Here is a 26,296-nt window from a genome sequence, read left to right on the forward strand (position 1 = left end):
TCTTTTTTTATGAAGCATCAAATTATTTCCCGGGAAAAGGTGTGTCGCCACCAGAGCGCGACCGCGAACAATATGAACGCCCCGACGAGGTATAGAAGGCGAATGTCTACAAGTTCGGCAATAATGCCGACAAGTAGTGATCCGACGCCGAACGCCAGCATGGAGAGAGCATGTTCCGCTGCGTAAACGTTGGCGAGTAGCCCTTCCTCAACCTTCGCTTGGTAAATCGTCTGGGTGCCGACATTCTCCAGCTGTAAAAACCACCCAAGCCCAATCATGAGGATGAGGGCAACAACGGGAACGGTATTTACACTAAACAACAACGTGAGTATCGCAGAGCCTAAAAATCCTACAAATACGACACGAGCCAAGTAGAGCTGAACAAACTGATCGTATCGTTGCAACAAGATGCCTGCGACCATTAGTCCGATAAATAAGCTTGCATTTAGCAGCCCCCACCAAGCTTCAGACACCGCTAAAACCTCTTCGGTAAACACGTAGAGTATCGCGGCAATCCAAATGACACTAATGATCGACGAGAAAAAGGATATGCCGGTCGTGTGGCGAAGCCACCGGGTTTGTAAAATCGTTACCCACCCTTTCTTCAATGTGGAGGAAAACGACTCCGTCGATCCTTCCTCGTTCGCGAAAACGTCGGGCAGACGTCTCATTAGAATAAAGAAACAAACCGCAGCGATCGTATAGACGGTGAGCACGATCCAAAGAACGAATTGTGAATGAGTCACCGCCAGTAGGACGCCACCAAGTGCCCAGCACCCCATTTCCGTCGTTTCATTTACAACGGCAGCTTTACTGTTTGCTGCAACACGCTTGGAAGGATCAATGATCCGAGGAATGAGCGTGTAGCTACACGGATCTGCCCACGCATCAAAGCTTGCGAGCAAGCCGATAACAATAAACCAAACGGGTACTGGAGCGAAAGGCACCGCCCATAGCAATGCCAACATGAGAACGACTTTCGTTCCTTGCGCAATAAATAGTAGACGAGTTAACGTGACACGTTGAAAGAGCAAAGGGACGATGAGGCTTGATAGAAACCGTACCCCAGTAATCGTGACAGGTATAAGACTCATGATGAACGGTGACGCGGTTTCAGCATAGATGACATGCATCAAGCTAACGATGTAAAGGACCATCCCCGCTTGATTGAACCCTCTGCCACTAACAAGTAGGGCGAACGTGCGGTTACGCATGGAACGTAAGCCTCCTTTTCGTCTTCAATGTTTAGCCAATGAGTAAAAGGAAGGCTTGTTTACATCGGAACACCCCTCTCTATAAAGGCGTAGCTCAGTTTATTCATCGCATCGAATCACATTGGATTCACCTCGTCATATGTATTGAATACAGTTTAGCACGAAACACGAAGACAACTTAAGAAGAAAAAAAGTAGAAGTTGTAACTGCATCAACCCTTCTTTCCATACACTCATCGAAAGGTATTCGACCATATTTCGTTCGCGAAAACCAACATGACGACAGCACAGACCGTTCGGTTCACCATCGGCACCTCTGGTGCCGATGGTGGCCAGCTCTAGAGGTTTATGTAGATAAGCAAGGTTGAAGCTTGGTGTAGAAGCAAAGGTTCATATAATGCCCTTTATTAGGTGAATTGCGGTGTTTTAAAGCGGTCTAGATAGCCAACCTCCTAGGAATTCCCCAAATGAGTGTCGCCACGAATTGTGTAGAAAATCGTGAAAAAACGGTCTATATAGAATGAAATTAAGATTTTCCTGAGTTGCTCTGTTGGGAGTTGCTTTCCACTGCAGGCGGATGCTTGCACTCCAGAGCATAAGGGCAACATCGGCAGCCAAAATACGTCCGCCGTGTTTTCTTTACACTCCGGAGTACAAGGGCAACATCGGTGGCGAAACATCTGCCACCGTGTTTTCTATGCACTCCAGAGCATAAGGGCGATATCGGTTCACGTTTTTGCCTCCTGGCTACGGTGTGTGGAAAGAAGTCCAAATGCCCCATATATTCATATTTGTGACACTTGAGAAAGAAAAATCATGATTTTAAACGTGAATGTGCACATAAATGGTGTCAGCTGTCACAAATATTGCGATTTGTGACAGTTGCGTGCCGAAAGTGCCCGATTTGAGGGCTGGATTGTCACATACGTGACCGACCATTACATGCTTGTGCCAGGTGGTGAGCCTCGGTCACGACTTTTTACCCTTCGGAAAACGTTTTTCGTGTTGCCCCCAACCTTTGCAGTGACGAACAACGATCGGCAACGATGTTGTCGAAGTGCAACGAGATGAATTTCAACACGCAATACGCAAGCACTCACCCGCAAGGGTCCATCTCGGTCATCCGATTCAATGAATTTCTTTAGTTCAACTTATATAGATCATCAATCTCCTGAAATCCCTCAAATTTTACACAACTGGAGGCTTATGTGAGCAAACACCGCCTCAACCGCGGTAGAGTGCAACTGCAACCGTAAAACGACTGCACATATGTGGATGTCGGGGTTTCCCACTAGCATTGCTCGCTTATTATCTCTTCGGTCATGCGTACGGCAAATCGTCGTTTGTTCATCTTTACAACGTAAAAAAGACCGAACTCCATGTGGAGTTCGGTCGATTTCTTAACCTATCTCATTCGCCTCAATAGAAATTAAATCTCGGTTTAGTATCCGCCAGCATCTCCAGAAATAGAAACGTTACTGAAGTCATAGATGCCGTTATTTTGTAATACAAACCCATCAACAGAGTCAGAAATTCCAGTAATATAATCGTTATGAACAGTGAAGATTTGTGGCGCGTCGTTAATGATAATTTGTTCAGCTTGTGCGTACAAGTCTTCACGAACTTCATCATCGGTTTCGCGACGTGCTTCGTCAAGAAGCTCGTCAACTTCTTCATTCACATAGAAAGAGTTATTCCCTTCAGAACCTAGGTTATCTGAGTGGAAGTTCGGGTGCATGGCATAGTCTGCATCTGCCGTTACTGTAGACCAACCAGAGATGAAGATCTCGGTATTACCAGAGTTCATCGCCTCTAAATACGTACCCCATTCCATCATTTCAATGCTAATATCGACACCGATTTGACCAAAGTAATCTTGAGCAACTTCGGCTAATTGAATACGTGAGTGGTTTTCATCGTTCGTGTATAGTGTTGCGGAGAATCCATCTTCATAACCTGCTTCGGCAAGAAGGTCTGCTGCAGCATCAAGATCATGTTCAATCGCTTCAGTATCTTCACTATAACCAAATGTAATCGGGCTTAAAGGTCCTTTGGCTACTTGACCGTAACCGGAGTATAATCCTTCTACAATCGCTTCACGATCAATGGCCATCGCAAGTGCACGACGTACGTCAGGATCGTCGAATGGTTCTACTTCAGTGTTAAAAGCAATCGATTGAAATCCGAGTTGTTCTTGAGACAAGAGAGATGCACCATTGATGTTATCAACACTTGCAGCATTTGCAGGTTCAATCTGGTCAATGAAATGCACTTCGCCTTGATCGAGCATTCCCATTCTCGTGCTCTGTTCAGGAACAACATTGAAAGAAACAGTGCTCACTTGTGGCTCATCGCCCCAGTAATCATCATTTTTCCCTAAGTCAATCGCGTTTCCTTGCTCCCAATGCTCAAGTTGGAATGGCCCAGTACCATAAGCTTCAGTACCGAGTAATAGGTCACCATTGTTATGGTCTTCAATCGCTTGCGGGCTAATAATCGCAGCGGCACTATGTGTAAGGTGGTCATCAAGGGATGCAAATGGTTCACTTAATTCAAAATGAACAGTATAGTCATCAACCGCAATCACATCTTCAACGAGTTCAAACATGTTAGCGCGTGGTTTTAGCTCATCTGGATCAAACAATCGATCAAAAGAAGTGACTACCGCTTCTGCATCTAACGGTTCACCGTCATGGAATGTAACCCCTTCACGAATATTAAATTCCCAAGTAAGGTCATCAATAATTTCGAATGATTCTGCAAGTGCAGGAACAACTTCCATGTTCTCGTCATGTTCAACGAGTGTCTCATAAATATTCGTTGTGACTTGAGAAGAAGGTACGTCTGTAGCAAAGTGAGGGTCCAGTGTGTCAATATCAGAAGATACTGCCATTACAAAATTATCTCCACTTGCAACTTCACCTTGGTCGTCACTACCTGCAGCGCTTTCGTCAACGTCGCCAGGGTCTGATGTACATCCAGCAAGTAGAACCGCCGTACCAGCAATTCCGGCAAATAAGTGTTTCTTACTTGTCATTACTCATTCCTCCAATTATAGTATGGTGCATCTGAGATGATTGAGGCATTACCTATGATATAATAACACAGACAAGCAATAGAAACGAGGAGATGTCATTGGCGAAATTTCCAACAATTTGTGTATTTGGACTCGGGGCGGGAACGCTCGATCAAATGACACTTTCCACTTACCGACAACTACAAGAGACAGACCTTCTATACTTGCGTACGAAAGCACATCCTGTCGTACGTGAACTTCAGGACCTTCACATCCAAATGGAATCCTTTGATCATATATACGAATCACATGAAACATTTGGCCCAGTGTATGAAGCAATTGCCGAGCAATTAATAGAGAAAGCGAAAGATACGCCTGAGAAGACGGTGTTTTATGCTGTGCCAGGTCACCCACTTGTTGCCGAAGAGACGGTCCAACGTCTGATTGACGCTGAAAGAAAAGGTGAGATCATCTTGACGATTGTAGGAGGACAAAGTTTTTTAGATCCAGTATTTAACGCCCTTCGCATCGATCCGAGTGAGGGGATGCAACTGCTTGATGGTACGCAATTTCGCGGGCGAGATTGGCAGGTGACAAACCACCTCATTGTTACACAAGTGTATGATTCAATCAGTGCTTCCAACGTAAAGCTCGAACTGATGGAGCAAGTTCCAGATGATTATATTGTCAAAGTCGTCGTGAGTGCAGGAAATGATGATGAATCAGTCAAAGAAATTCCTTTATATACATTAGATCATGACTTTGAGATGACGAATCTTGCAGTTGTTTATGTTCCTCCTATAAGCGACCTAGAGGAGCGTTACCACACATTCCAAACGTTAAGAGACGTCATTGCGACGTTGCGTGGACCTGGCGGTTGTCCGTGGGATCAAAAACAGACACACACATCATTGAAAAAGTATTTGCTTGAAGAGACGTACGAAGTGTTGGAAGCGATTGATGAAGAAGACGATGACCACTTAGTCGAAGAGCTAGGCGACGTTTTGCTGCAAGTGATGTTACACAGTCAAATCGGAGAAGACGAAGGCTATTTCTCTGTTGATGATGTCATCCGTACCCTCACCGAGAAGATGATTCGCAGACATCCACACGTGTTTCATGTGGATTCACACAGTGAGAACATCACTTCAGAACAAGTCGTTTCGAACTGGGAGCAGGTTAAACAGCGTGAAAAAGAAACAGATCAAAAGCTGTTAGATGGGATTCCAACGTCCATGCCTGCCATCATGATGTCGTATGAACTGCAGAAAAAAGCGGCCAAAGCAGGCTTTACTTGGCGTGAGGCAGAGCCGATGTGGGAAAAGCTCCAAGAAGAGATACAGGAATGGCAAGAAGCACTAGCCCAAGGGTCTGACACCGAGTCAAAGAAAGAATTAGGTGATGTGTTGTTTATCATCGTCAACCTTGCAAGATTTTACAAACTCCAGCCTGAAGAAGCTTTGCTTATGACAAACCATAAATTTAAATCTCGCTTTTCGTATATCGAAGATCGCTTAAAAGAAGAAAATAAAACGCCAAACGATAGCAATTTAGAAGAAATGGATGCCTTGTGGAATGAGGCAAAAACCAGGGAGGATCAAACATGAGAATCGATAAATTTCTTAAGGTATCAAGAATCATTAAGCGAAGAACAGTAGCAAAAGAAGTCGCCGGTGCAGGAAGAATTCAAGTGAACGGCAATGCAGCAAAAGCAGGAACAGAAGTCATTCCTGGCGACGAAATTGCGATTCGCTTTGGTAAGAAGACGCTAACGGTGCGGGTCGAATCCACCGCATCTGCAGCACACAAAGACCAAGCCGCTCATATGTACACAACGTTAAATGAACAGTATCACGATGACAACAATAACTAATGATTCACCCCCTTGCAAAGTAATCCCACTTTGCAGGGGGGTAATAAACAACACTGGTCTAAGCAGATCCCTCATAAAGTTATGAAATTCACTCACGTATCAGCTAAGCGTTCCTCCGATCATTCTGGGGGCTTTAGAAAAATAATACGTTTATTTCACAGATATCCCGTCATAGAACTCTCTATGACGGGATATCGTCTTTCTATTTGAGAGATCACTGAAAAATGGCGTCCCGTTCTTAATTAATGAAATAAACAATACTTCAGTTACTCGTTAACACAATCGTTGTAGGATTTGAATTAGGTAGTCGTCTGCTATGGAAGATTTCCTCAAGTTTTCTAGCGTAATAGGCTGAAATCTTACCATTGGCCATTCTATGGTACAATTTCTCGTTTCGATGGGAGAATATTCAACAATATGCCTTGTAAAACAAGAAAGATCATACCATAAAACCACCTATGGCAAGATTTTCGTCCCGCGCCCCCGATCCAATGCTCAGTCAGCGTATGTGGGGATCCCCTACGATATTCATGTATAACAAGGGAAACACAAGTATATGTTTATGAACGTGCTGAATTGAGTGAATTTCATTAAACAGAGAGCGAACATGAATTATTAATCTCACCAACGTCTATGTTGACAAAGTGTATAGCACTTAGAGGTGCGTGCACTCAATCGACCTCGCTCGGGCCACCACAAATTCTCCATTCCTACATAGCTTGTTCTTTTCCGTACTGTTCGTGCATACATTTTGGTAACGAGAGCTGAATATTGAATGCTAGGAGGTTCTTTATGGCTGAATATACGACAAATCAACGTTATCAACCGATGGAATCAGCACATCATGAAGTGGTTATGAAAGGCAGAAAGTCGCTCGAAATAAGCGGAGTAAAAGAAGTGCAGAGTTTTGACAGCGAAGAGTTTTTGCTGGAGACAGTTATGGGTTTCTTGTCAGTTCGAGGGCAAGAGCTTCATATGAAGAACTTGAGCGTAGAAGAAGGGTTAGTGTCTATCGTCGGGAAGGTCGATGATCTCATTTATGTGGATGCGGGCGGTGCAGGCAAACCAAAAGGGATGCTCGGGAAGTTATTTAAGTGACACTGGCCATTCAATTCCAAACATTTTTGGCTATGTTGGCGGCAGGCTCTTTCATTGCAATTCAATTGGATGTGTATCATCGACTCCTCCCACAACGAGCAAGGTCCAAATGGCCACAGGCCATTTTGGACCTAGGTTTTTGGATCGTACAGGCTGTGCTCGTCTTTTACGTATTGTTCAATATGAATGATGGTGAACTACGGATCTATATTTTCATAGCGATCCTCTTTGGGTTCTGGGTTTATTGGTTAACGTTTCGTCCTGTTTTTCTACAACTGCTAGAGGGAATTATTACTGTTGTTGATGGTATTTATCGATTTATAAGGAAAGTCTTTTATTTGTTCTTATGGCTTCCTGTGGTATGGTTGTATCAAGGAATTGTACATCTATTGAATTTTATCTTGACAGTACTCCACTGGATTGTGGTTCAATTAAGTAAAATCTTGTTCTTTTTTCTCCGACCGATCTATGAACTTGTTCAAGGACCGAAGATCGTGAACAAGGTGAAGACATCTAGTAAACGAATCTACCGATGGTTCTCTCCAAAAGGTGATGATGAAGACGAGCGATAGCCGTCTTCTCTTCGTCTTGGGGGCTCGAAAAGGAGGTGCAATATGTCTAAAGATCGAAAAAAGGTGACCGCGATTCATCGGGACAAGCATTATGAGCAAGAACAAGAACGGCTAGCTGCTCGGGAAGAGAGAAGGCGTATTGGGCTTAGGCGCAGGTTGACGATGATTGGCATCGTTGGAGCCGTCGTTCTTATTTTTGCGAGTATCGGTCTCGTTTCTCAACAATCGATGATTGATGCGAATGAAAAAGAACAACAGCTATTGGATGAACAATATGCGGAGCTTCAACTTGAACAACAACGTTTGGAGCAAGAGATCGAGAATTACAATGATATTGACTATATTGCAGAAGTTGCACGACGAGATCTTTATTTAACCAAGCCTGGGGAAACGATTTTCAAAGTTCCGGAGTACGAAGAAGATGAAGACGAAGAAGAAGAGGATTCTTAATCACACAACTGATTTTGCATCATAGGATAGATATCGGGTAAGCTTGGAATACATACGTGTTACGTATGATTTACAATTAATATGAGGAGGAACGTTTCGTCAATGTCGATTGAAACTGGCAATAAGTATCAAGGGAAAGTTACCGGTGTTACAAAATTCGGAGCATTTGTTGATTTGCCTGGAGGAAAGACAGGTCTCGTTCATATCAGTGAGGTTGCCGACCAGTACGTGAAGGACATTAATGAGTTCGTAAAAGTTGGCGACGAAGTTACTGTAAAGGTACTAAAAGTTGAAAATGACGGAAAGATTGGACTGTCCATCCGAAAAGCAACGGATCGCCCGAAACAAGAGGAAAAGCCCCGCAGAAATCAACCGTTTAAGAAGCGAGAGCAGACGTTATCTTTTGAAGATAAAATGAACCGCTTCTTAAAAGACAGTGAAGAGAATCTTGCGACCATTCGCAAGAAGAGTGACAACAGAAAAGGCGGTGGCCGCAGGTAACGTGTCTGTTTCATTACTGAGGACGGAACTTGTTCATCTACGTATATACAGAAGTTCTTTCGAAAGGACTTCTTTTTTTGTTGAAATAGCATTGACTTCTTAGTCCCTACTCGTTATAATTTAGCTTGTCTTGTTTTTGATGGCGGTGTAGCTCAGCTGGCTAGAGCGTACGGTTCATACCCGTGAGGTCGGGGGTTCGATTCCCTCCGCCGCTACCATTTATATTCAACAGTACCCATACACATGTATGGTTTTTTTATGTCTTTTTTTCCTTCGTTCGAGCCCCATGCGACTGCAATTTGTCGAAACAACCCCCTCTGAATGTGTTGAATTTGCGCTATAATCATGAAGCTAATGGGCACACATTGCCGTCCGTCTCCCGTTTTTAGAATCATATAAAAATTCGTCGAACGATTATTGTCCAACTTTCTCTATTTTGACAAACACCGCGAGCCAATGCGGGTATACTCAACCCACGAATAAAAAAACGGTGGTGGGCGTCTATGTTGCAAAAAGGAACGACAGAGGGGAATTTTGGACGAGCTGTTCCTTACTCAGAGTGGCTCGGTAAGTTAAAACAATTATGGTTACGCTCGGTACAAAAGCTTGAGAAAGGAGCGAATCTTGTTTTTCTCAAGTGGGGGCTTTTGTTATTCATCGTCGGTGTGATGCTTGGCCGGGCGGCAATACTCTCCGATTTATATCCATTCGCATTGCCGTTCTTTGCAGCTGTGTTCGTACTTCGAAAAAACAAAGCATTACTTGCTGCGACGGCGGTGCTAATCGGAACGATTTGGGGGTTAACGTTCAACGTCCCTTATGTACTGGCCGGGTTGTTCTTGTTTCTTGTTTTTTATCAGCTAGTTAGTAAGTATAAAAGCAATACGCGTTGGGCGCTTCCGGCGACCGTGTTTGCCGCCTCGTTTATTAGCAGGCTTGCGATTACGTACTTTACGATGGGTACAGTAAGTCAGTATCACCTATTTATGGGTGCGATTGAAGCTGGATTAGCACTCATGCTCACAATGATTTTTTTGCAAAGCTTACCTCTATTGTCACCAAGAAGAAAACAACGGGCATTAAAGAATGAAGAGATTGTTTGTTTCGTCATTCTTATTGCGTCGGTAATGACAGGAGCAATTGGCTGGGTCATTTACGGGTTAGGTGCTGAACATGTGTTAGCCAGATACTTAGTGTTGTTATTTGCTCTTGCTGGGGGAGCGGCGATCGGCTCTACTGTCGGGGTGGTGACCGGGCTAATCCTTAGTCTAGCGACAGTCGTGAATTTATATCAAATGAGCTTATTAGCGTTTGCTGGTCTATTAGGTGGTCTATTAAAAGATGGGAACAAGCTCGGCGTTAGCTTCGGGTTGTTTGTTGGAACGGCACTCATTGCTCTGTATGGGCAAGGGCTTGGCAATGCAGGCATTACTGTCATGGAATCAGTTGCGGCAATTGCGTTGTTCTTACTCACGCCTAAAAGTGCGATTCAGTACTTAGCTAAATACGTTCCCGGTACGGTTGAACACTCCCACGAACAACAACGGTACATGAGGAAAATTCGAGATGTAACGGCGGCTAGAGTAGAACGGTTTTCAGATCTTTTTTCAACGTTATCATCGAGTTTTACAAACGATCGAGAATCCTCGCACCTTCAGGATAAGAACGTTGACGGTGATCGATTCCTTGCCGACATTACGTCTTCCACTTGTCAGAAGTGCTTTCGAAAGGAAACGTGTTGGGTGGAACGTTTTGATACAACCTATGATCTGATGGGCCAAGTTATGACAGATATTGAAGAAGATGAACGGGTAAGCACTCGGTCTTATGAAAAATTAAAACGGCATTGCATCTATCCTGATCGTATTGCGAAAACGATGAAAGAACAGTGGGGGCCTCATGAACTTCGAAAAGTATACGCCCGGCAATTAGAAGAGAGCCGGCGTCTCGTTGCCGACCAATTGCAAGGAGTATCGCAAGTGATGGGAGACTTTGCAAAAGAGATTCAAAAAGAAAAAGAAGCGCATGAGCAACAAGAGGAACAAATTCATACTGCGTTACACGACGCCGGCATCGATATTGGACAAGTTGAAGTGTACAACCTCACCCCGCGTGATGTTCGTATTGAAATTGAGCTCGGGGAGCATCTAGGCATTGAGGAAGCAGAGAAGCTCATCGCACCGATGTTATCGGGGATATTAAGTGATCACATTATTGTCGATGAAGAAGAACGGGAAAGGGGCGTAGATGCCTTTAGTAAAGTGAGCTTTGTATCGGCGAAAACGTATACAATTGACCGAGGTTCCGCGACGGTTGCGCAAGGGGGGGCGTGGCTTTCTGGGGACAATCATGCTGCGATGCAGCTTGGGTACGGGAAGTTTGCTGTTGCGATTAGTGATGGTATGGGTAATGGAAAGAAAGCGTACGAGGAAAGCAAAGCGACACTTAATCTTTTAGAAAATTTGTTGCAATCAGGCATTGATGAGAAAGTAGCCATCCAATCGATGAATTCCGTCTTATCGTTACGCGCGGACGAAGAGATGTTTTCGACACTCGATTTAACGATGATTGATCTACAAACGGCAGACACGTCATTTATTAAGATTGGTTCAATGCCGAGTTTCATTAAACGAGCCGGGCATGTGTTCAGTGTGGAATCTGCAAATCTACCAATGGGAATCATCTCAGAAGCGAACTTTGATGTGGTGACTGAGACGCTACAAGATGAAGATCTATTAATTATGATGAGCGATGGGATGTTTGACGGACCGAAGTTTATTGAGAACAAAGAGCGATGGATGAAGCGCATTATTGCTGAGATGGAGACCGATGACCCGCAAGAGTTGTCCGATTTACTTTTAGAAGAGGTCATTCGTGTGAGTGAGGGCACAATTGGAGATGACATGACGGTTGTCGTCACAAAAATTAAAAGAAATACGCCTAGGTGGGCAACCATCCCGATGAATAAATGGAAGCCGCCTGTGTATAAGCAAGCCCAGTAACGTATAGGCACCTCCTTTATCGTCAAAGATGGAGAAAAGACGATGACTCAGATTAGGGAGGAAAAGAGGATGAGTGCAGGCACGTTACGTCAAATTCTGTTATTAACCGATGGGTGTTCAAATGAAGGTGGAGACCCGGCTGCTGTTGCGGCACTAGCAAGGGAAGAAAATATTACGGTTAATGTGATTGGGGTATTAGAAGAAGGAACGTTGAACGAAAAAGCAAGTCAAGAAATTGAATCAATTGCAGAGTCTGGAGGCGGAATTAGCCAAATTGTCTATATGAAACAGCTTGCAAAAACAGTGCAAATGGTGACGAGACAAGCGATGACCCAGACACTTCAAGGTGTTGTGAATAAAGAATTATCACAAATTTTAGGGAAAGACCAAGAGTGGGATGAACTCCCTCCAGAAAAACGGGGTGAAGTGATGGAGGTGGTTGACGAGCTCGGCGAGAGTGCCAATCTTGAAGTGGTCATTCTTGTGGATGCCAGTGCGAGCATGCGAAACAAACTACAAACCGTGCAAGAGGCACTCGTCGACCTTTCCATATCGATGGATTCAAGAAGTGGAAGCAACCAGTATACGTTGCTCACCTTCCCAGGCAAGAGAAAAGATGTTGAAATGCTCCGAGGCTGGACGACAGGCATTACAGAGATGAGCGGCCTCTTCAATAAAATTGCGGCAGGTGGTATTACTCCGACAGGCCCCGCACTTCGGGCAGCTGTCAATGAATTTCGTACGTTGAAAAGAAGGAGTATGATCTTTGATGGAGAAGATGAACTCGACCTCGAAGAACGAGGCTCCTAATTTACCAAAAGGTCAAAAAATCACCGGCAAATGGAACCGAAATAGCTACACAGTCATTCGTCCACTCGGTAGAGGCGCAACCGGAGCGGTATTCTTAGTCGAACAAAATCAACAATATTTTGCGCTGAAAGTCGGTCATAGCAGCATGTCCATTACGTCAGAAGTGAATGTGCTCAAGCACTTTGAGAAGGTCCAAGGGCAAATACTTGGTCCTTCTTTTGTCGATGCCGATGATCTTTTCGTGTATGGTGAACGCTTTCCTTTTTATGTGATGGAATATTTACAAGGCACAACGGTGTTTAAACATGTTGAGCGTCATGGGAAAGAGTGGGCGCCTGTGCTTATTGTTCAGTTGCTTGGGGATTTGTCCCGTTTACACCGAGCCGGTTGGGTGTTTGGAGACTTAAAACCGGACAATTTGATCGTGACAGGTCCACCATTTCGAATCCGCTGGTTGGACGTCGGTGGAACGACAATTAAAGGTAGAGCGGTAAAAGAATACACGGAATTCTTTGATCGGGGCTATTGGGGAATGGGTGATCGAAAAGCCGATGAGCAGTATGATCTCTTCTCCGCGGGGATGGTGTTTATCCATCTCATTAGCAGGCAGAGGTTTGAACGAGACAAAGACGGGTGGCAGACGATCTCTAAACATATTGAACAACACGCCAGGTTGCGACCATACAGACAATGGCTAAAGCGTGCACTCACGGGGTATTATACGAACGCTGATGATATGAGGGTCGCTCTCATGGAGATGATCCAAACGGCAGAGAGCATGGAGTCAAAAAACACGTCTCCCCCTAAAAAGAAAGCAAAAAAACCGGTGGCTACGAACACGCGTCGTCCGAAGAAAACCGTGCCGATGGTTGGAATTGTTGATGTAATTTTAGTCATCTCTTTCCTGATCATTACTTCTATTTTATACTTGGTGGGACAATTGATTTAAGATCCGGTAAAGGGCGGTCCAAATGACAACGAAAAATGACAGGTTAATTGAACTGTGCCTCACTGCCGGTAAGCTCATGCTTATGTACGGGGCCGAAACGTATCGTGTGGAAGATACGATGAAGCGGATGGCTGTGGCAGGTGGCATGAGAGACGTGAACAGCTTTGTAACAACGACAGGTATCTTTCTGTCAGGCATGCTTGATGATGATGACGATGTGATGCAAATGATTCGGATCGTTGATCGTTTTCAAGATTTAAGCAAAGTAACAGAAGTGAATCATCTATCTAGAGAATTTGTTTCTGGAAGTATGACAATCCAAGAAGCGCGAGCAGAGTTAAAACGCATTGAAAAACAGCCGATGAATTATCCGTTATGGTTAATTTATCTTGCCTCAGCAGTAGGAGGAGGGGCGTTTTCCTACCTGATTGGCAACTCGATGTTTGATATGTTGCCCGCATCTATCGGTGGTCTCGTCTCAACGCTTGCACTCGTTTTGTTTCAGCACTACTTGCAAGCAAAATTCTTCTCTGAATATCTCGCGGCCTTCTTTGGTGGGATTACAGCATTAATTCTTGTTCATTCAGGGTTTGGTACGAACTTGGACCAAATTATTATCGGTTCGGTCATTCCCCTCGTTCCTGGTGTGCCATTAACAAACTCTGTCCGGGACTTGATGGCTGGTGACCTCATCTCGGGTCTTGCACGTGGTGCTGAAGCTGCACTAACGTCATTATCGATCGCAGCAGGTGTAGCGACTGCCGTTTCATTATTTATTTCGTAGACAAGGGGTGTGCAGTTTGATTTGGGAACTCATCATTTGCGGAGTTGCAACGATCGCGTTTGCTATTATCTTCAACATTCCTTATCAGCTGCTTTGGATGATTGGGCTTATTGGGATTACATCTTGGAGCGTATTTAGCTTCTTGCCGGTAACAGGAGTCGGTCCTGTGCCTGCAGCGGCAGTTGCCGCCTTTACTTCTGCACTCATAAGTCATTGGTGCGCACGAAAGAAGCGGGTGCCGGTCACGACATTCACCATCCCAGGCATTATCCCCCTCGTCCCCGGAGGACGTGCATACGAGACGATGTTGGCATTTGTACAAGGGGATTATGTTGAAGGATTGGCTCAAACGGCGGGTACGCTGCTTCAAGCAGGAGCAATTGCAGGTGGATTAGCGTTTGCCTTATCGATTTTTTCAATAGGAAGAGGAGTCGGGCAAAGATATGAAACGAATCGATGATTTTGTTCAGACGAATGATTTAATCACGAAAGATTCAACGGTCATCGTAGCTGTTTCGACTGGCGTCGACTCTATGCTGTTGTTAGAATGGTTGCTCCGACGTGAGTCTTTATATAATATACAAATTGTCGTGGCGCATGCGCATCACGGGTTAAGAGATGCTTCGAATGAAGAATTGTCATTTATTCGTCATTATTGTGAGCAGCGACACATCAAATTATATACGAAATACCTACACGTACATGAACAACAAAAGGCAAACAACGATGCCGGCAAATCGGTGCAACAACTGGCTAGAGAGCTCCGCTATCAGTTTTTTGAGGAAGTAATGGAGAAGGAACGGGCGCATTATATTATGACTGGACATCATGGAGATGACCAAGTAGAAACCGTGCTAATGCGAGTGACGCGAGGGTATAGTGGAGGGGGGCTAGGCATTCCGAAAGTGCGTGCATTTGGACGAGGTCAACTCGTACGGCCGCTATTATGCTTAGCAAAAGAGGATATTTATGAACTCGCCCGTGCTGAACAAATTTCATGGTGTGAAGACGTATCAAATGAGGATCAACACTATACGAGAAATCGATTCCGTCAGGCAGTACTTCCTAAACTCAAAGATGAAAACAGGCGTTTGCATGTATCTTTCCAGCATTTTGTTGATGACTATGAAGAACAAAGGGTATACATAGAAGCTGAGGCGGAAAAAATATTACAACAATGTGTATTTCAACAAGAAGAAGGCCACATTCTTCACATTCACCCTTTCCGTATTCACCCTATTCCTTTACAACGGCGGGCGTTTCACTTACTATTGAACTATCTATACCGAAACAAAAATGTCTTGGTATCACGGGTACATAGTGATCAATGTCTCCGCCTTTTACACGCCGACCGTTCTTCTGCAGAAATTCAATTGCCGGAAGGTTTGAAAGTGTCAAGGAGCTACGATCAAATTCGATTTACGTACGGACAGCCTTTTGCGCAAATGCCACAAGAGACCGTCCGTGTGAATGAATGGCCAACGGTCGTACAAACCTCGATTGGCGCGATTACATTTGAACAGACAGAAAAAAGGCGCTCAGCATCATTGATGGAGTGCCATATTCCTATGGAACACGTAACGGTGCCCTTGTTTGTGCGATCAAGGTTGCCAGGAGATGTCATTCAACCGCAGGGGATGACTGGTACTCAAAAGGTGAAACAAGTATTTATTGATCAGAAGATCCCGAAAGAAGAGCGAGCAAGTTGGCCGATCATAACCGATGATCACGGGCAAATTATTTGGATTCCGAAGTTGAAGAAAAGCACAATCGCAGACGAGCAATCACAATCTTCATACATTCGCATGACAATCCAACGAACCGTAAATCTTTGAGTAATGGAAACGAGGGTGTTTAAGTTCGATGAGGAATGAAATTGAAGAAGTATTAATTAGCGCTGAAGAAATTGAGGAAAAATGCAAAGAGCTCGGCAAGGAAATTACAGAAGAATATAATGACAAGTTTCCTCTATTGATCGGTGTACTTAAAGGTGCATTGCCATTTATGGCCGACCTAACCCGATGCATTGATACACATGTCGAAATTGATTTCATGGATGTTTCTAGCTATGGAAATAAAATGAGATCTTCTGGAGAAGTTAAGATTGTAAAGGATCTTGACGCTTCTGTTGAAGGGCGCGATGTATTAATTATTGAAGACATTATTGATAGTGGTCTCACACTTAGCTATCTCGTAAGTTTGCTAGAACATCGTGGTGCTAAGTCGGTTAAAATCGTAACGCTTCTTGATAAACCGGAAGGGCGTAAAGTTGATATTGTTCCGGAGCTAGCCGGATTTACTGTGCCGGACGCTTTTGTTGTAGGCTATGGTCTTGACTTTGCAGAGCGTTATCGCAACCTCCCCTATATCGGTATTCTAAAACCAGAAATCTATCAGGACTCTTGATTATGGCTTTTTCATTTAGTGTGATAATATTACCTGTATTGTGTGACAAGCGGGAGGAGGTCTCGAATGAGTCGGGCGGTTAGATATACATTATTTTGGGGTGTCATCGTATTGATCCTTGTTGGAGTCGTCAACATGTTCAACGATGATGTCGGCGATTCAGAAGTGCTGACAACCCAAGAGTTTTTAGAAGTTCTAGATCAAGATGAAATTGTATCAATGACGGTACAACCTGAGTTAGACGTTTACTTCATTGAAGGTGAACTCACAGGTGGTACTGAAGATGATCCGAATACATTCCAAGCACATATTCTACAATCACAATTGATTACAGATATGCTTGTTGAAGAGTTTCAAACGAACCCTAATCTTATGATGGGGGATTCTGAGCCTGCCCAAGAATCAGGTGGATGGCTCCAGTTCTTAACAGCAATGCTGCCGTTTATCATTATCTTTATTCTCTTCTTCTTCCTACTGAGCCAAATGCAAGGTGGCGGAAGTCGAGTCATGAACTTTGGCAAGAGTAAAGCCAAAATGTATCAAGAAGATAAGAAGAAAGCTCGGTTTAAAGATGTTGCTGGTGCCGAGGAGGAGAAGCAAGAACTCGTTGAAGTTGTTGATTTCTTAAAAGACCCTCGTAAATTCTCAAACATTGGAGCGAGAATACCAAAAGGTGTGTTGTTAGTTGGACCACCAGGTACAGGTAAAACCCTACTCGGTCGTGCTGTTGCAGGCGAGGCGGGCGTGCCATTCTTCTCGATTAGTGGTTCAGACTTTGTCGAGATGTTTGTTGGTGTCGGTGCTTCTCGTGTGCGTGACCTCTTTAGCAACGCGAAAAACAATGCGCCATGTATCATCTTTATTGATGAGATTGACGCCGTTGGTCGTCAGCGTGGAGCGGGTGTTGGTGGCGGTCACGATGAGCGTGAGCAAACGCTAAACCAATTGCTCGTTGAGATGGATGGTTTTGATGGCAATGAAGGAATTATTATTATTGCTGCGACAAACCGTGCCGATGTATTGGACCCAGCGCTCTTGCGTCCAGGACGTTTTGACCGACAAATTACTGTTGGTGCCCCAGATGTTAAAGGTCGTGCCGATGTGCTTCGTGTGCATGCGAAGAACAAACCGTTAAACGAAGATGTTAAGCTGGAGGTCGTCGCCCAACGTACGCCAGGATTCTCAGGAGCCGACTTAGAGAACCTCTTAAACGAAGCAGCCCTCGTTGCTGCTCGTGCGAACCAAACAGATATCCGGATGGTTCATATTGAAGAGGCGATTGACCGTGTTGTCGCAGGTCCTGCGAAGAAGACGCGAGTCATTTCGAAGAAAGAACGTAACATTGTCGCGTTCCATGAAGCAGGTCATACCGTGGTCGGTGTGAAGCTAGAGAACGCAGATGCCGTTCATAAAGTAACGATTGTCCCTCGTGGGCAAGCGGGTGGTTATGCCATGATGCTTCCTAAAGAAGACCGTTATTTTATGACGAAACCCGAATTAATGGATAAGATTGTTGGTTTGCTCGGTGGGCGAGTGGCTGAAGATGTGATCTTCGGTGAAGCGAGTACAGGCGCTCATAATGACTTCCAACGAGCGACGGCCATTGCCCGTAAGATGGTTACTGAGTACGGGATGAGCGAAAAGCTTGGACCGTTGCAGTTTGGCTCATCAAGTGGTGGTCAAGTCTTCCTCGGTCGCGACATCCAAAATGAGCAAAACTACTCTGATGCGATCGCATTCGAAATCGACCGTGAAATCCAGTCGATTATTAAAGAAAGCTATGATCGTTGTAAACAGATTCTTACCGAAAACAAAGATAAACTCGAGCTCGTTGCCGAGAAGTTGCTAGAGCTTGAAACGTTAGATGCAGAGCAGATTTATTCTCTTGTTGAGGATGGGAAGTTGCCGGAGAACCATCACTCCAATCAAAAGCAATCTGACGCGATTGAAAGCTCATCAACCCAAGATCATGTCGACGATGAGAATGTTAAGGTGAACATTCATTCGAAAGAAGAAGAGCCACCTGTTGACGAAGACGTGTCTAAAGATGATGAAGCAACAAATGAATCCACTCATGAGGATGAGAAATCATCAGATGAGGATGACCGAAAGTCGTAAACGATGAAGAAGAGGGATGTCATACCGGCGTCCCTCTTTTCTTATGAATGCTTAGAGGAAATGGGGTGAACGGATGGAACTTGTCATTGATGTAGGGAATACACATATTGTGTTTGGGGTATACGAGGGTGAAGAGCTCCTGCATTATTGGCGGCTCACGACGAATCAAAATCGTACCGAAGATGAATATGGCATGCTTATGCAAACGTTGCTACAGAACGAAGGCGTGTCTTCTAAAGATATACGAGGCGTGATGATTTCTTCAGTCGTTCCTTCGCTCATGTTTGCACTTCAACATATGACGGAGAAATATTTTCAAACAGAAGCAATGGTTGTCGGCCCTGGAATTAAGACGGGATTGAACATATTGTATGATAATCCAAAAGACGTCGGAGCCGACCGGATTGTTAATGCGGTTGCAGGCATTCGTGAATACAAAGCACCGTTAATTATCGTTGATTTTGGAACGGCGACAACGTTTTGTTATATTGATGAGCGGGAAAATTATGTAGGTGGAGCTATTGCTCCAGGGATTTCTATCTCAACTGATGCATTGTATTCTCATGCGTCAAAACTTCCGCATATAGAAATACAAGAACCAAAGGCAGTGGTCGGTCGGAATACGATTACGGCGATGCAATCAGGCATATATTATGGGTATGTCGGGCAAGTTGATGGCATTGTAGGTCGGATGAAAGCAGAAGCTAAACGTAAGCCGCAAGTCATTGCGACTGGAGGCCTTGCCCGTATGATTGGGCGCTCCGCGTCATCGATTGACGTTATTGACCCGTTCCTTACGTTAAAAGGACTCAAACACATCTACGATATAAATGTTAACCGAGACAAAAGGAGAGAAATCGATTGAAAGACTACCTAGTAAAAGCATCAGCGTACGATAACCAAATCCGAATTTATGCTGCAACAACAACGGATATGGTAAATGAGGCAGTTGGGCGGCATGGAGTGTGGCCAACTGCAGCGGCGGCCCTTGGGCGAACGATGATTACAGGTACGATGATGGGTGCGATGCTAAAAGGGGAAGACAAAGTGACAATTAAAGTAGAAGGCGATGGACCGGTTGGGCCGATCATCGTTGATAGCGATGCTCACGGCAATACGCGTGGTTATGTATACAACCCTGCTGTTCATTTTGACTTGAATGCAAACGGAAAGCTTGATGTCGCCCGAGCTGTAGGAACAAATGGTCATATCGCGATCACGAAAAATCTTGGAATGAAAGAGCAGTTTACAGGCCATTCCCCGATCGTTTCTGGAGAGCTAGGGGAAGATTTCACGTATTATTTTGCGAAGTCCGAGCAAATCCCGTCATCGGTTGGTGTCGGAGTCCTCGTGGATACCGACCATTCGATTAAAGCCGCGGGCGGTTTTATTTTGCAAGTTATGCCAGGAGCTGATGATGCGACAGTGACGAAGGTGGAACAGCAAATTGGAGCTATGCCACCGGTGTCTAAGCTCATTGAACGCGGCGATTCCCCAGAGCAAATCATCGCTACCGTAACAGGTGGGGAATACAAAAAACTTGAGACGATGGATGTCGCATTTAAATGTGAATGTTCCCGTGAACGAATTGCTCGAGCCATAGTTAGCCTTGGTTCTGATGAGATTCAATCGATGATTGAAGAAGACGGCGGGGCAGAGACGCAATGTCATTTTTGTAATGAGAAGTATGACTTCAACGAAGTTGACTTACAAGAGCTCAAAGATGAAGCTAACGCACATTAATGGGCGCAGGAAACAATTGACAGAAAATTGCCCTTCCGTTAGAATGGAACTAATACCAATAAAAATACTTGGGATTAATTTTGAGGAGGCTATCATTCATGAGTAAAGTTGCAAATTCTGTTACTGAGTTAATTGGCGATACACCGCTTGTAAAGATCAATCGACTCACTGGGGATAATGATGCAGATGTGTACCTCAAACTGGAATACTTCAATCCAGGTTCTTCGGTGAAAGACCGTATTGGTTTGGCGATGATTGAGAGAGCTGAACAAGAGGGTAAGATTTCACCAGGTAAAGATACAATTATTGAACCGACGAGTGGGAATACGGGAATTGGCCTTGCGATGGTCGCGGCTGCTAAAGGTTACCGGTCGTTACTCGTTATGCCGGAGACGATGAGTCAAGAGCGCCGAAACCTTCTCAAAGCTTATGGCGCTGAGCTTGTGCTTACACCTGGACCTGAGGGTATGGGTGGAGCGATTCGAAAAGCGAAAGAGCTTGCCGAGGAGAAAGGTTATTTCATGCCGCAACAGTTCGAAAACCAAGCGAATGTTGATATTCATCGGGAAACGACAGGTAAAGAGCTGTTAAAGCAAGTAGACGGTCAAATTGACTCGTTTGTTGCTGGAATTGGAACTGGCGGTACAATCACAGGGGCTGGTGGGTTGCTGAAAGAAAACTTCCCGAACGTAAGAATTGTCGCCGTAGAACCAGCTGATGCACCCGTTTTATCTGGAGGTCAAAAAGGACCGCATAAGATTCAAGGAATTGGTGCAGGTTTTGTTCCTGGTATCCTAAACACAGACATTTATGATGAGATTACCCAAGTGACGACTGAGCAAGCATTTGAGTTTGCACGACGTGCAGCGAAAGAAGAAGGAGTGCTCGGAGGGATATCCTCAGGTGCGGCTCTTTACGCAGGTCTTGAAGAAGCGAAGAAGCTCGGCAAAGGCAAGAAAGTTGTCGTTGTGATCCCTTCAAACGGGGAACGGTACTTGAGTACTCCGTTATATCAATTTGATGACGAATAAAGAAACGTTTCTGCAGCGGCTCCGTTTAGGGGCCGCTTTTGTTTTTGTATACAAGATGATAAACTATGGAGATAGTAAGACGAGTAGAGTTTAGCTGAGCTGAGGAGGAGATTAGTATGTTGCTTATGATTGATAATTATGATTCTTTCACGTACAACCTTGTGCAGTATTTCGGTGAGTATGGCGAGGACTGCCGGGTATTTCGTAATGACGAAATTACACTTGAAGATATGATTGAACTCGGGCCAGAGCGTCTTGTCATTTCTCCAGGACCGTGTTACCCCGACCAAGCAGGAATTAGCTTAAAAGCTATCGAATATTTCAGTGGTAAAATTCCTGTGCTAGGTGTCTGCCTTGGTCACCAAGCGATTGGGCAAGTGTTTGGAGGTTCTGTGAAACAAGCACCTCGGTTAATGCACGGTAAGACGTCATCCTTAATTCACGACAATAAAGGGTTGTATAAAGGAATTCCACAAAATACAAAAATCATGCGCTATCACTCGTTGACCGTTGACCAAGATACACTTCCCGACAGCCTTCTCCCAACGGCTTGGACTGAGGAAGGTGAGCTTATGGGCTTTCGCCACCGTGAGCATCCAACAGAAGGGGTGCAGTTTCACCCTGAGTCAATTATGACAACAGAGGGAAAACGAATGATGCAGCAATGGTTGCAAACAGAAGCTACATTAGCTCCTGCCGCACCGTAATGGCATGTTGTTAGATAGAAAGGAAGAAGGCATATGACACCAACCGATGCGATGAGTTGGGGGAAGTGGCAGCTAGACTTTACGAAGAAGACACTCATCATGGGTGTGTTGAATGTCACCCCAGACTCCTTTTCTGATGGAGGGCGATACGAAGCGGTCGATGTAGCTGTGGCTCAAGCTAAAGCTATGGTTACTAACGGTGCAGATATCATTGACATCGGTGGGGAGTCAACTCGACCAGGGTTCACGCCTGTTTCGCAAACAGATGAACTAGAACGTGTACTGCCTGTCATAGAAGCCCTACGTGGAGAAGTTAATGTGCCCATTTCCATTGATACGTATAAAGCCGAGACAGCTAGGCAAGCCATTGAAGCAGGGGCAGCCATCATCAATGATATTTGGGGAGCAAAATATGATCCAGAGATGGCGAAGGTTGCAGCAAAAACAGACGTGCCGATTATCCTTACTCATAACAGAGAATCGTTAGAGTATACGAATTTCATGGACGACGTGATTCGTGATCTTCAGGAGAGTGTACAAATATGTGTTCAAGCGGGTGTTCAAACCGACCGTATCATTATCGATCCGGGCATCGGGTTTGCCAAATCTTATGAACAGAACTTAGAACTGATGCGGCGGCTGAATGAACTTACAAATTTAGGCTTTCCGATTTTGCTCGGCACGTCTCGGAAGTCCTTGATTGCACAGACGTTACACACGCCACCAGAGGACCGCTTAGAAGGTACAAGCGCAACGATTGCGCTCGGCATTGAGCGTGGATGCGATATTGTACGTGTGCATGACGTAAAAGAAATGGCGCGAACCTCAAAGATGATGGATGCGATGTTAGGAAAAGGGCAGGTGAACCCGGTTGGATAAAATCTTTGTCAATGGAATGAAATTTTATGCGTACCACGGGGTTTTTGAAGAAGAGAATCGTCTCGGTCAACGCTTTGAAGCAGATGTGGTATTAGAAACTGACCTCAAGCCCGCTTCCGAAACGGACAACTTAGAGAAAAGTGTTGATTATGGCGAAGTATACCAAATTACGAAGAAAGTCGTAGAAGGACAGGCGTATGATCTCGTTGAGTCCATAGCTGAAGATGTTGCTTCAGAGTTACTTTCATCTTTTACAATTGTTCAGCGTGTGACCGTCAAAATCATTAAGCCTGACCCGCCGATCCCTGGTCACTATAATTACGTAGCCATTGAAATTGTGAGGGAAAAATGATTAACACAGCTTATATTGCTCTTGGCTCAAACATTGAACCAAGAGCACAATACTTAAACCGAGCACTAAGTGAAATAAATCAACATGAATACGTGGAGATGAAACAAGTATCTTCTATATACGAAACAGAACCCGTCGGCTACACGGAGCAGTCTGAGTTCTTAAATATGGTCATTAGCGTGAACACTTCGTTGCAACCGGAAGAACTTCTTCTTTTTTTGCAAAAGGTAGAGCAACACCTACACCGTGTTCGAGAGATTCGGAATGGACCGAGAACAATTGATCTTGACATTCTTCTCTTTAACGATGAGAATATTGAATTGGAACAGTTGTGTATCCCACATCCTCGCATGCAAGACCGGGCATTTGTGCTCGCTCCGATGCAAGAAATTGCTCCTTTTGTTCAGATACCAACTCTTAATACATCAATAAGGCAGTTGTATACAGCTTTACCGGAACGATTAAGAAAAGGGGTATTATTATGGAAACAGCAAGGACAGGAGGAAGAGTTCGGGCTTTTCGAAAACTGAAAGGCTTTACTCAACAAAGTTTCGCCGATCGTATGCACATGTCTGTTTCTGTCGTTGGAGAAATCGAAAGAGGAACACGTGTTGCAGAAGATGATTTTATTGAACGAGCGTCGGATCTTTTGGGAATACCTGTGAATGAACTGCTCGGGGAAAATAAATAGCGTGAACAGATCTCGAAATAGAACAGGATATGTTCATCATTTACATGTTGGGTTGTAACGGTGTTATAAGAGAACGATTTTCCTTGCAGTAATGGTTAGAGCATTTGTACTTAGGCAACTGTCAGTGAAGACTGGCAGTTTTTCAATATGATTTCTTAAAGGAGATGTTTGTAATGTCAGATTCAGAATTACAGCAAAGCGACCAAAGGCTTGTCCGGATTGAGAAGCTCGAGCGTTTACAAGAAGAGGGGTACAATCCTTTTGGTACGCGATTTGAACGCACGCACACAACAAGCGAGCTACAAGACGCTTATGATGAATATAGTAAAGAGCAACTCGCTGAAAAAGAGGACGAGGCACACGTTGCAATCGCTGGCAGAATTATGACGAAAAGAGGAAAAGGTAAAGCTGGCTTCGCTCATGTTCAAGACTTGCAAGGGCAAGTTCAACTGTACGTCCGCAAAGACCAAGTTGGTGAAGAGCAATATGAGAAGTTCCAAACCATTGACATTGGGGACATTGTTGCGGTTGAAGGGGTTCCTTTTAAAACGAACGTAGGCGAACTATCTGTAAAAGCAAAAGACTTTAAGATAATGACGAAGTCACTTCGTCCTTTGCCAGACAAGCATCATGGACTTAAAGATGTTGAGCAACGCTACCGACAACGGTATTTAGATCTCATTGTCAATCCAGATGTAAAGGATACGTTCGTTTTAAGAAGTAAGATCTTACAATCAATGAGAAGATATTTAGATGACCAAGGGTTTTTAGAAGTAGAGACCCCAACAATGCACCATATTCCTGGTGGAGCAAGTGCCCGACCATTTATTACCCACCATAACGCTTTAGATATAGAGCTGTACATGAGAATTGCTATTGAACTCCATTTGAAGCGGTTAATTGTTGGAGGAATGGAGAAAGTGTATGAAATTGGCAGGGTGTTTCGGAACGAAGGCGTATCCACCCGTCATAACCCTGAATTTACAATGATTGAGTTGTATGAAGCTTATGCGGACTATAAAGACATCATGAACCTCACTGAAAACCTGGTCGCTCATATCACTAAGCAAATCCATGGTTCAACGACAGTCCAATATGGAGAGCATACAATCGACCTTTCGACGGGCTGGCGCAGAGTTCATATGGTAGACATCATTAAAGAAGAGACTGGCGTAAATTTATGGGCAGACTTAACAGATGAAGAAGCGAGACAACTTGCGAAGGAGCATGGGGTTCATGTCGAGGAACACATGGGCTTTGGTCACGTCGTGAATGAGTTTTTTGAACAACTCGTTGAAGAAAAGTTAATCCAACCTACATTTGTGTATGGACAGCCACTTGCAGTATCACCGCTTGCTCAAAAGAATGCAGAGGACCCAAGATTCACAGATCGATTTGAGTTGTTTATTGTAGCTAGAGAACATGCCAATGCGTTTACAGAGTTAAACGATCCAATCGATCAACGTGCACGATTTGAAGAGCAGGTGCTCGCTAAAGAACGAGGAGAAGATGATGAGGCCCATCCACTAGATGAGGATTTCCTAGAGTCGCTCGAGTATGGAATGCCGCCAACGGGTGGACTCGGTATAGGAATTGATCGTCTTGTTATGCTGCTAACAAACTCTGCATCTATCCGAGACGTTCTATTGTTCCCGCAGATGAAAAGTAAAGATGAATAGAAGAACGAATCCAGTAGTGAATACTCACTACTGGATTTTTTTAGATTTTCTCTTGCACACGTTTTGCGGAGATGATATATTACTATTTGTCCCAAAAACAACCGAGCAAAAGCACGAAAAAAACAATATGAAAAAATATTGACGTGCCTATCGGTTGGTGGTAATATATTAAGAGTCGCCGCAAGAGAGGCAGAAACGCCGACAGAAACAACGAAAAAGAAACAAAAAAGTTGTTGACGCGGACGACACAAGATGATATGATAATCAAGTCGCTGTTAAAGGCGACAACGCAAATATTGCCCTTTGAAAACTGAATGAAAGATAAGCGAATTAAAGCAATAAAAGCTAGCGCTTCTATTAAAGAAGCACGAGCCTCGTTGGCACCCCCGTGCTGACGAAAAAAGGAACACTTTCAATGGAGA

Annotated in this window: 25 protein-coding genes and 1 tRNA gene; 24 read left to right on the top strand and 2 right to left on the bottom strand. The window is 44.4% G+C overall.

All coding sequences use genetic code 11. The features are described from left to right. Positions 1-17 precede the first annotated feature (17 nt). Both ACE1TF_RS19105 and ACE1TF_RS19110 read right to left on the bottom strand, forming a co-directional pair. Positions 18-1,214: an MFS transporter gene (locus ACE1TF_RS19105; RefSeq protein ID WP_375019112.1), complete on the bottom strand. Its 1,197-nt coding sequence runs from the start codon at positions 1,212-1,214 to the stop codon at positions 18-20. A 1,440-nt stretch (positions 1,215-2,654) separates the two neighbouring features. Further along, entirely contained in the window at positions 2,655-4,250 is a 1,596-nt protein-coding gene (locus ACE1TF_RS19110; protein ID WP_042402393.1) for a glutathione ABC transporter substrate-binding protein, read from the bottom strand. 92 nt (positions 4,251-4,342) lie between these two features. Here ACE1TF_RS19110 and yabN point away from each other — a divergent pair, with 92 nt between their 5' ends. The 24 genes from yabN to lysS all read left to right on the top strand — a co-directional run bounded on the left by yabN (position 4,343) and on the right by lysS (position 25,874). Next, positions 4,343-5,836, top strand: coding sequence for a bifunctional methyltransferase/pyrophosphohydrolase YabN (gene yabN, locus ACE1TF_RS19115; RefSeq protein WP_375019114.1), 1,494 nt, complete (start codon positions 4,343-4,345; stop codon positions 5,834-5,836). Next, positions 5,833-6,102 (top strand): RNA-binding S4 domain-containing protein, encoded by a 270-nt coding sequence (locus ACE1TF_RS19120; RefSeq protein WP_042402396.1) that lies wholly within the window; start codon positions 5,833-5,835, stop codon positions 6,100-6,102. Before yabN ends, ACE1TF_RS19120 begins: the two co-directional genes overlap by 4 nt. 792 nt (positions 6,103-6,894) lie before the next feature. After that, the gene (yabP, locus tag ACE1TF_RS19125) at positions 6,895-7,200 is read left to right on the top strand and encodes a sporulation protein YabP (protein ID WP_042402399.1); all 306 of its coding nucleotides are present in this window, start codon (positions 6,895-6,897) and stop codon (positions 7,198-7,200) included. Continuing rightward, positions 7,197-7,772 carry a spore cortex biosynthesis protein YabQ gene (yabQ, locus tag ACE1TF_RS19130; RefSeq protein ID WP_375019117.1) on the top strand — a complete coding sequence of 192 codons (576 nt, stop codon included), beginning with the start codon at positions 7,197-7,199 and terminating at the stop codon, positions 7,770-7,772. The genes yabP and yabQ overlap by 4 nt, the downstream gene beginning before the upstream one ends. A gap of 42 nt (positions 7,773-7,814) precedes the next feature. Next, on the top strand, positions 7,815-8,222 hold the full coding sequence (locus ACE1TF_RS19135; RefSeq protein WP_375019119.1) for an FtsB family cell division protein: 408 nt from the start codon (positions 7,815-7,817) through the stop codon (positions 8,220-8,222). A 102-nt stretch (positions 8,223-8,324) separates the two neighbouring features. Beyond that, positions 8,325-8,723: a S1 domain-containing RNA-binding protein gene (locus ACE1TF_RS19140; protein ID WP_042402405.1), complete on the top strand. Its 399-nt coding sequence runs from the start codon at positions 8,325-8,327 to the stop codon at positions 8,721-8,723. A gap of 141 nt (positions 8,724-8,864) precedes the next feature. Beyond that, a tRNA-Met gene (locus tag ACE1TF_RS19145) sits at positions 8,865-8,941 on the top strand. Positions 8,942-9,226: 285 nt separating this feature from the next. Then, positions 9,227-11,725, top strand: a complete 2,499-nt coding sequence (gene spoIIE, locus ACE1TF_RS19150) for a stage II sporulation protein E (RefSeq protein ID WP_375019122.1) — start codon at positions 9,227-9,229, stop codon at positions 11,723-11,725. 69 nt (positions 11,726-11,794) lie between these two features. Continuing rightward, the gene (locus ACE1TF_RS19155; RefSeq protein ID WP_375019124.1) at positions 11,795-12,535 is read left to right on the top strand and encodes a VWA domain-containing protein; all 741 of its coding nucleotides are present in this window, start codon (positions 11,795-11,797) and stop codon (positions 12,533-12,535) included. After that, positions 12,495-13,484 carry a serine/threonine protein kinase gene (locus tag ACE1TF_RS19160; RefSeq protein WP_375019126.1) on the top strand — a complete coding sequence of 330 codons (990 nt, stop codon included), beginning with the start codon at positions 12,495-12,497 and terminating at the stop codon, positions 13,482-13,484. Before ACE1TF_RS19155 ends, ACE1TF_RS19160 begins: the two co-directional genes overlap by 41 nt. A gap of 22 nt (positions 13,485-13,506) precedes the next feature. Further along, positions 13,507-14,268, top strand: coding sequence for a threonine/serine exporter family protein (locus ACE1TF_RS19165; RefSeq protein ID WP_042402412.1), 762 nt, complete (start codon positions 13,507-13,509; stop codon positions 14,266-14,268). Between the two features lie 7 nt (positions 14,269-14,275). Continuing rightward, positions 14,276-14,728 carry a threonine/serine exporter family protein gene (locus ACE1TF_RS19170; RefSeq protein WP_307189820.1) on the top strand — a complete coding sequence of 151 codons (453 nt, stop codon included), beginning with the start codon at positions 14,276-14,278 and terminating at the stop codon, positions 14,726-14,728. Then, positions 14,712-16,103, top strand: a complete 1,392-nt coding sequence (gene tilS, locus ACE1TF_RS19175) for a tRNA lysidine(34) synthetase TilS (protein WP_375019129.1) — start codon at positions 14,712-14,714, stop codon at positions 16,101-16,103. The genes ACE1TF_RS19170 and tilS overlap by 17 nt, the downstream gene beginning before the upstream one ends. Before the next feature lie 28 nt (positions 16,104-16,131). Further along, positions 16,132-16,674, top strand: coding sequence for a hypoxanthine phosphoribosyltransferase (hpt, locus tag ACE1TF_RS19180; protein WP_042402420.1), 543 nt, complete (start codon positions 16,132-16,134; stop codon positions 16,672-16,674). A gap of 66 nt (positions 16,675-16,740) precedes the next feature. After that, positions 16,741-18,792 (top strand): ATP-dependent zinc metalloprotease FtsH, encoded by a 2,052-nt coding sequence (gene ftsH / locus ACE1TF_RS19185; protein ID WP_375019132.1) that lies wholly within the window; start codon positions 16,741-16,743, stop codon positions 18,790-18,792. Between the two features lie 73 nt (positions 18,793-18,865). Further along, entirely contained in the window at positions 18,866-19,657 is a 792-nt protein-coding gene (locus ACE1TF_RS19190; protein WP_375019134.1) for a type III pantothenate kinase, read from the top strand. Continuing rightward, positions 19,654-20,535 (top strand): Hsp33 family molecular chaperone HslO, encoded by an 882-nt coding sequence (gene hslO, locus ACE1TF_RS19195; RefSeq protein WP_375019136.1) that lies wholly within the window; start codon positions 19,654-19,656, stop codon positions 20,533-20,535. Before ACE1TF_RS19190 ends, hslO begins: the two co-directional genes overlap by 4 nt. 98 nt (positions 20,536-20,633) lie before the next feature. After that, entirely contained in the window at positions 20,634-21,566 is a 933-nt protein-coding gene (cysK, locus tag ACE1TF_RS19200) for a cysteine synthase A (RefSeq protein WP_375019138.1), read from the top strand. A 116-nt stretch (positions 21,567-21,682) separates the two neighbouring features. Then, entirely contained in the window at positions 21,683-22,273 is a 591-nt protein-coding gene (locus ACE1TF_RS19205; RefSeq protein ID WP_042429484.1) for an anthranilate synthase component II, read from the top strand. A 33-nt stretch (positions 22,274-22,306) separates the two neighbouring features. Next, positions 22,307-23,152, top strand: coding sequence for a dihydropteroate synthase (gene folP, locus ACE1TF_RS19210; protein ID WP_375019140.1), 846 nt, complete (start codon positions 22,307-22,309; stop codon positions 23,150-23,152). Next, positions 23,145-23,504, top strand: a complete 360-nt coding sequence (folB, locus tag ACE1TF_RS19215) for a dihydroneopterin aldolase (protein ID WP_042402434.1) — start codon at positions 23,145-23,147, stop codon at positions 23,502-23,504. Before folP ends, folB begins: the two co-directional genes overlap by 8 nt. Then, positions 23,501-24,034: a 2-amino-4-hydroxy-6-hydroxymethyldihydropteridine diphosphokinase gene (folK, locus tag ACE1TF_RS19220; RefSeq protein WP_042402437.1), complete on the top strand. Its 534-nt coding sequence runs from the start codon at positions 23,501-23,503 to the stop codon at positions 24,032-24,034. The genes folB and folK overlap by 4 nt, the downstream gene beginning before the upstream one ends. Then, positions 23,986-24,195 (top strand): helix-turn-helix domain-containing protein, encoded by a 210-nt coding sequence (locus ACE1TF_RS19225; RefSeq protein WP_042402440.1) that lies wholly within the window; start codon positions 23,986-23,988, stop codon positions 24,193-24,195. Before folK ends, ACE1TF_RS19225 begins: the two co-directional genes overlap by 49 nt. Positions 24,196-24,368: 173 nt before the next feature. Beyond that, positions 24,369-25,874: a lysine--tRNA ligase gene (lysS, locus tag ACE1TF_RS19230; protein WP_375019144.1), complete on the top strand. Its 1,506-nt coding sequence runs from the start codon at positions 24,369-24,371 to the stop codon at positions 25,872-25,874. Positions 25,875-26,296: the final 422 nt, after the last annotated feature.

Source organism: Geomicrobium sp. JSM 1781026, assembly GCF_041949955.1.
GTDB lineage: Bacteria > Bacillota > Bacilli > Bacillales > Marinococcaceae > Geomicrobium_A.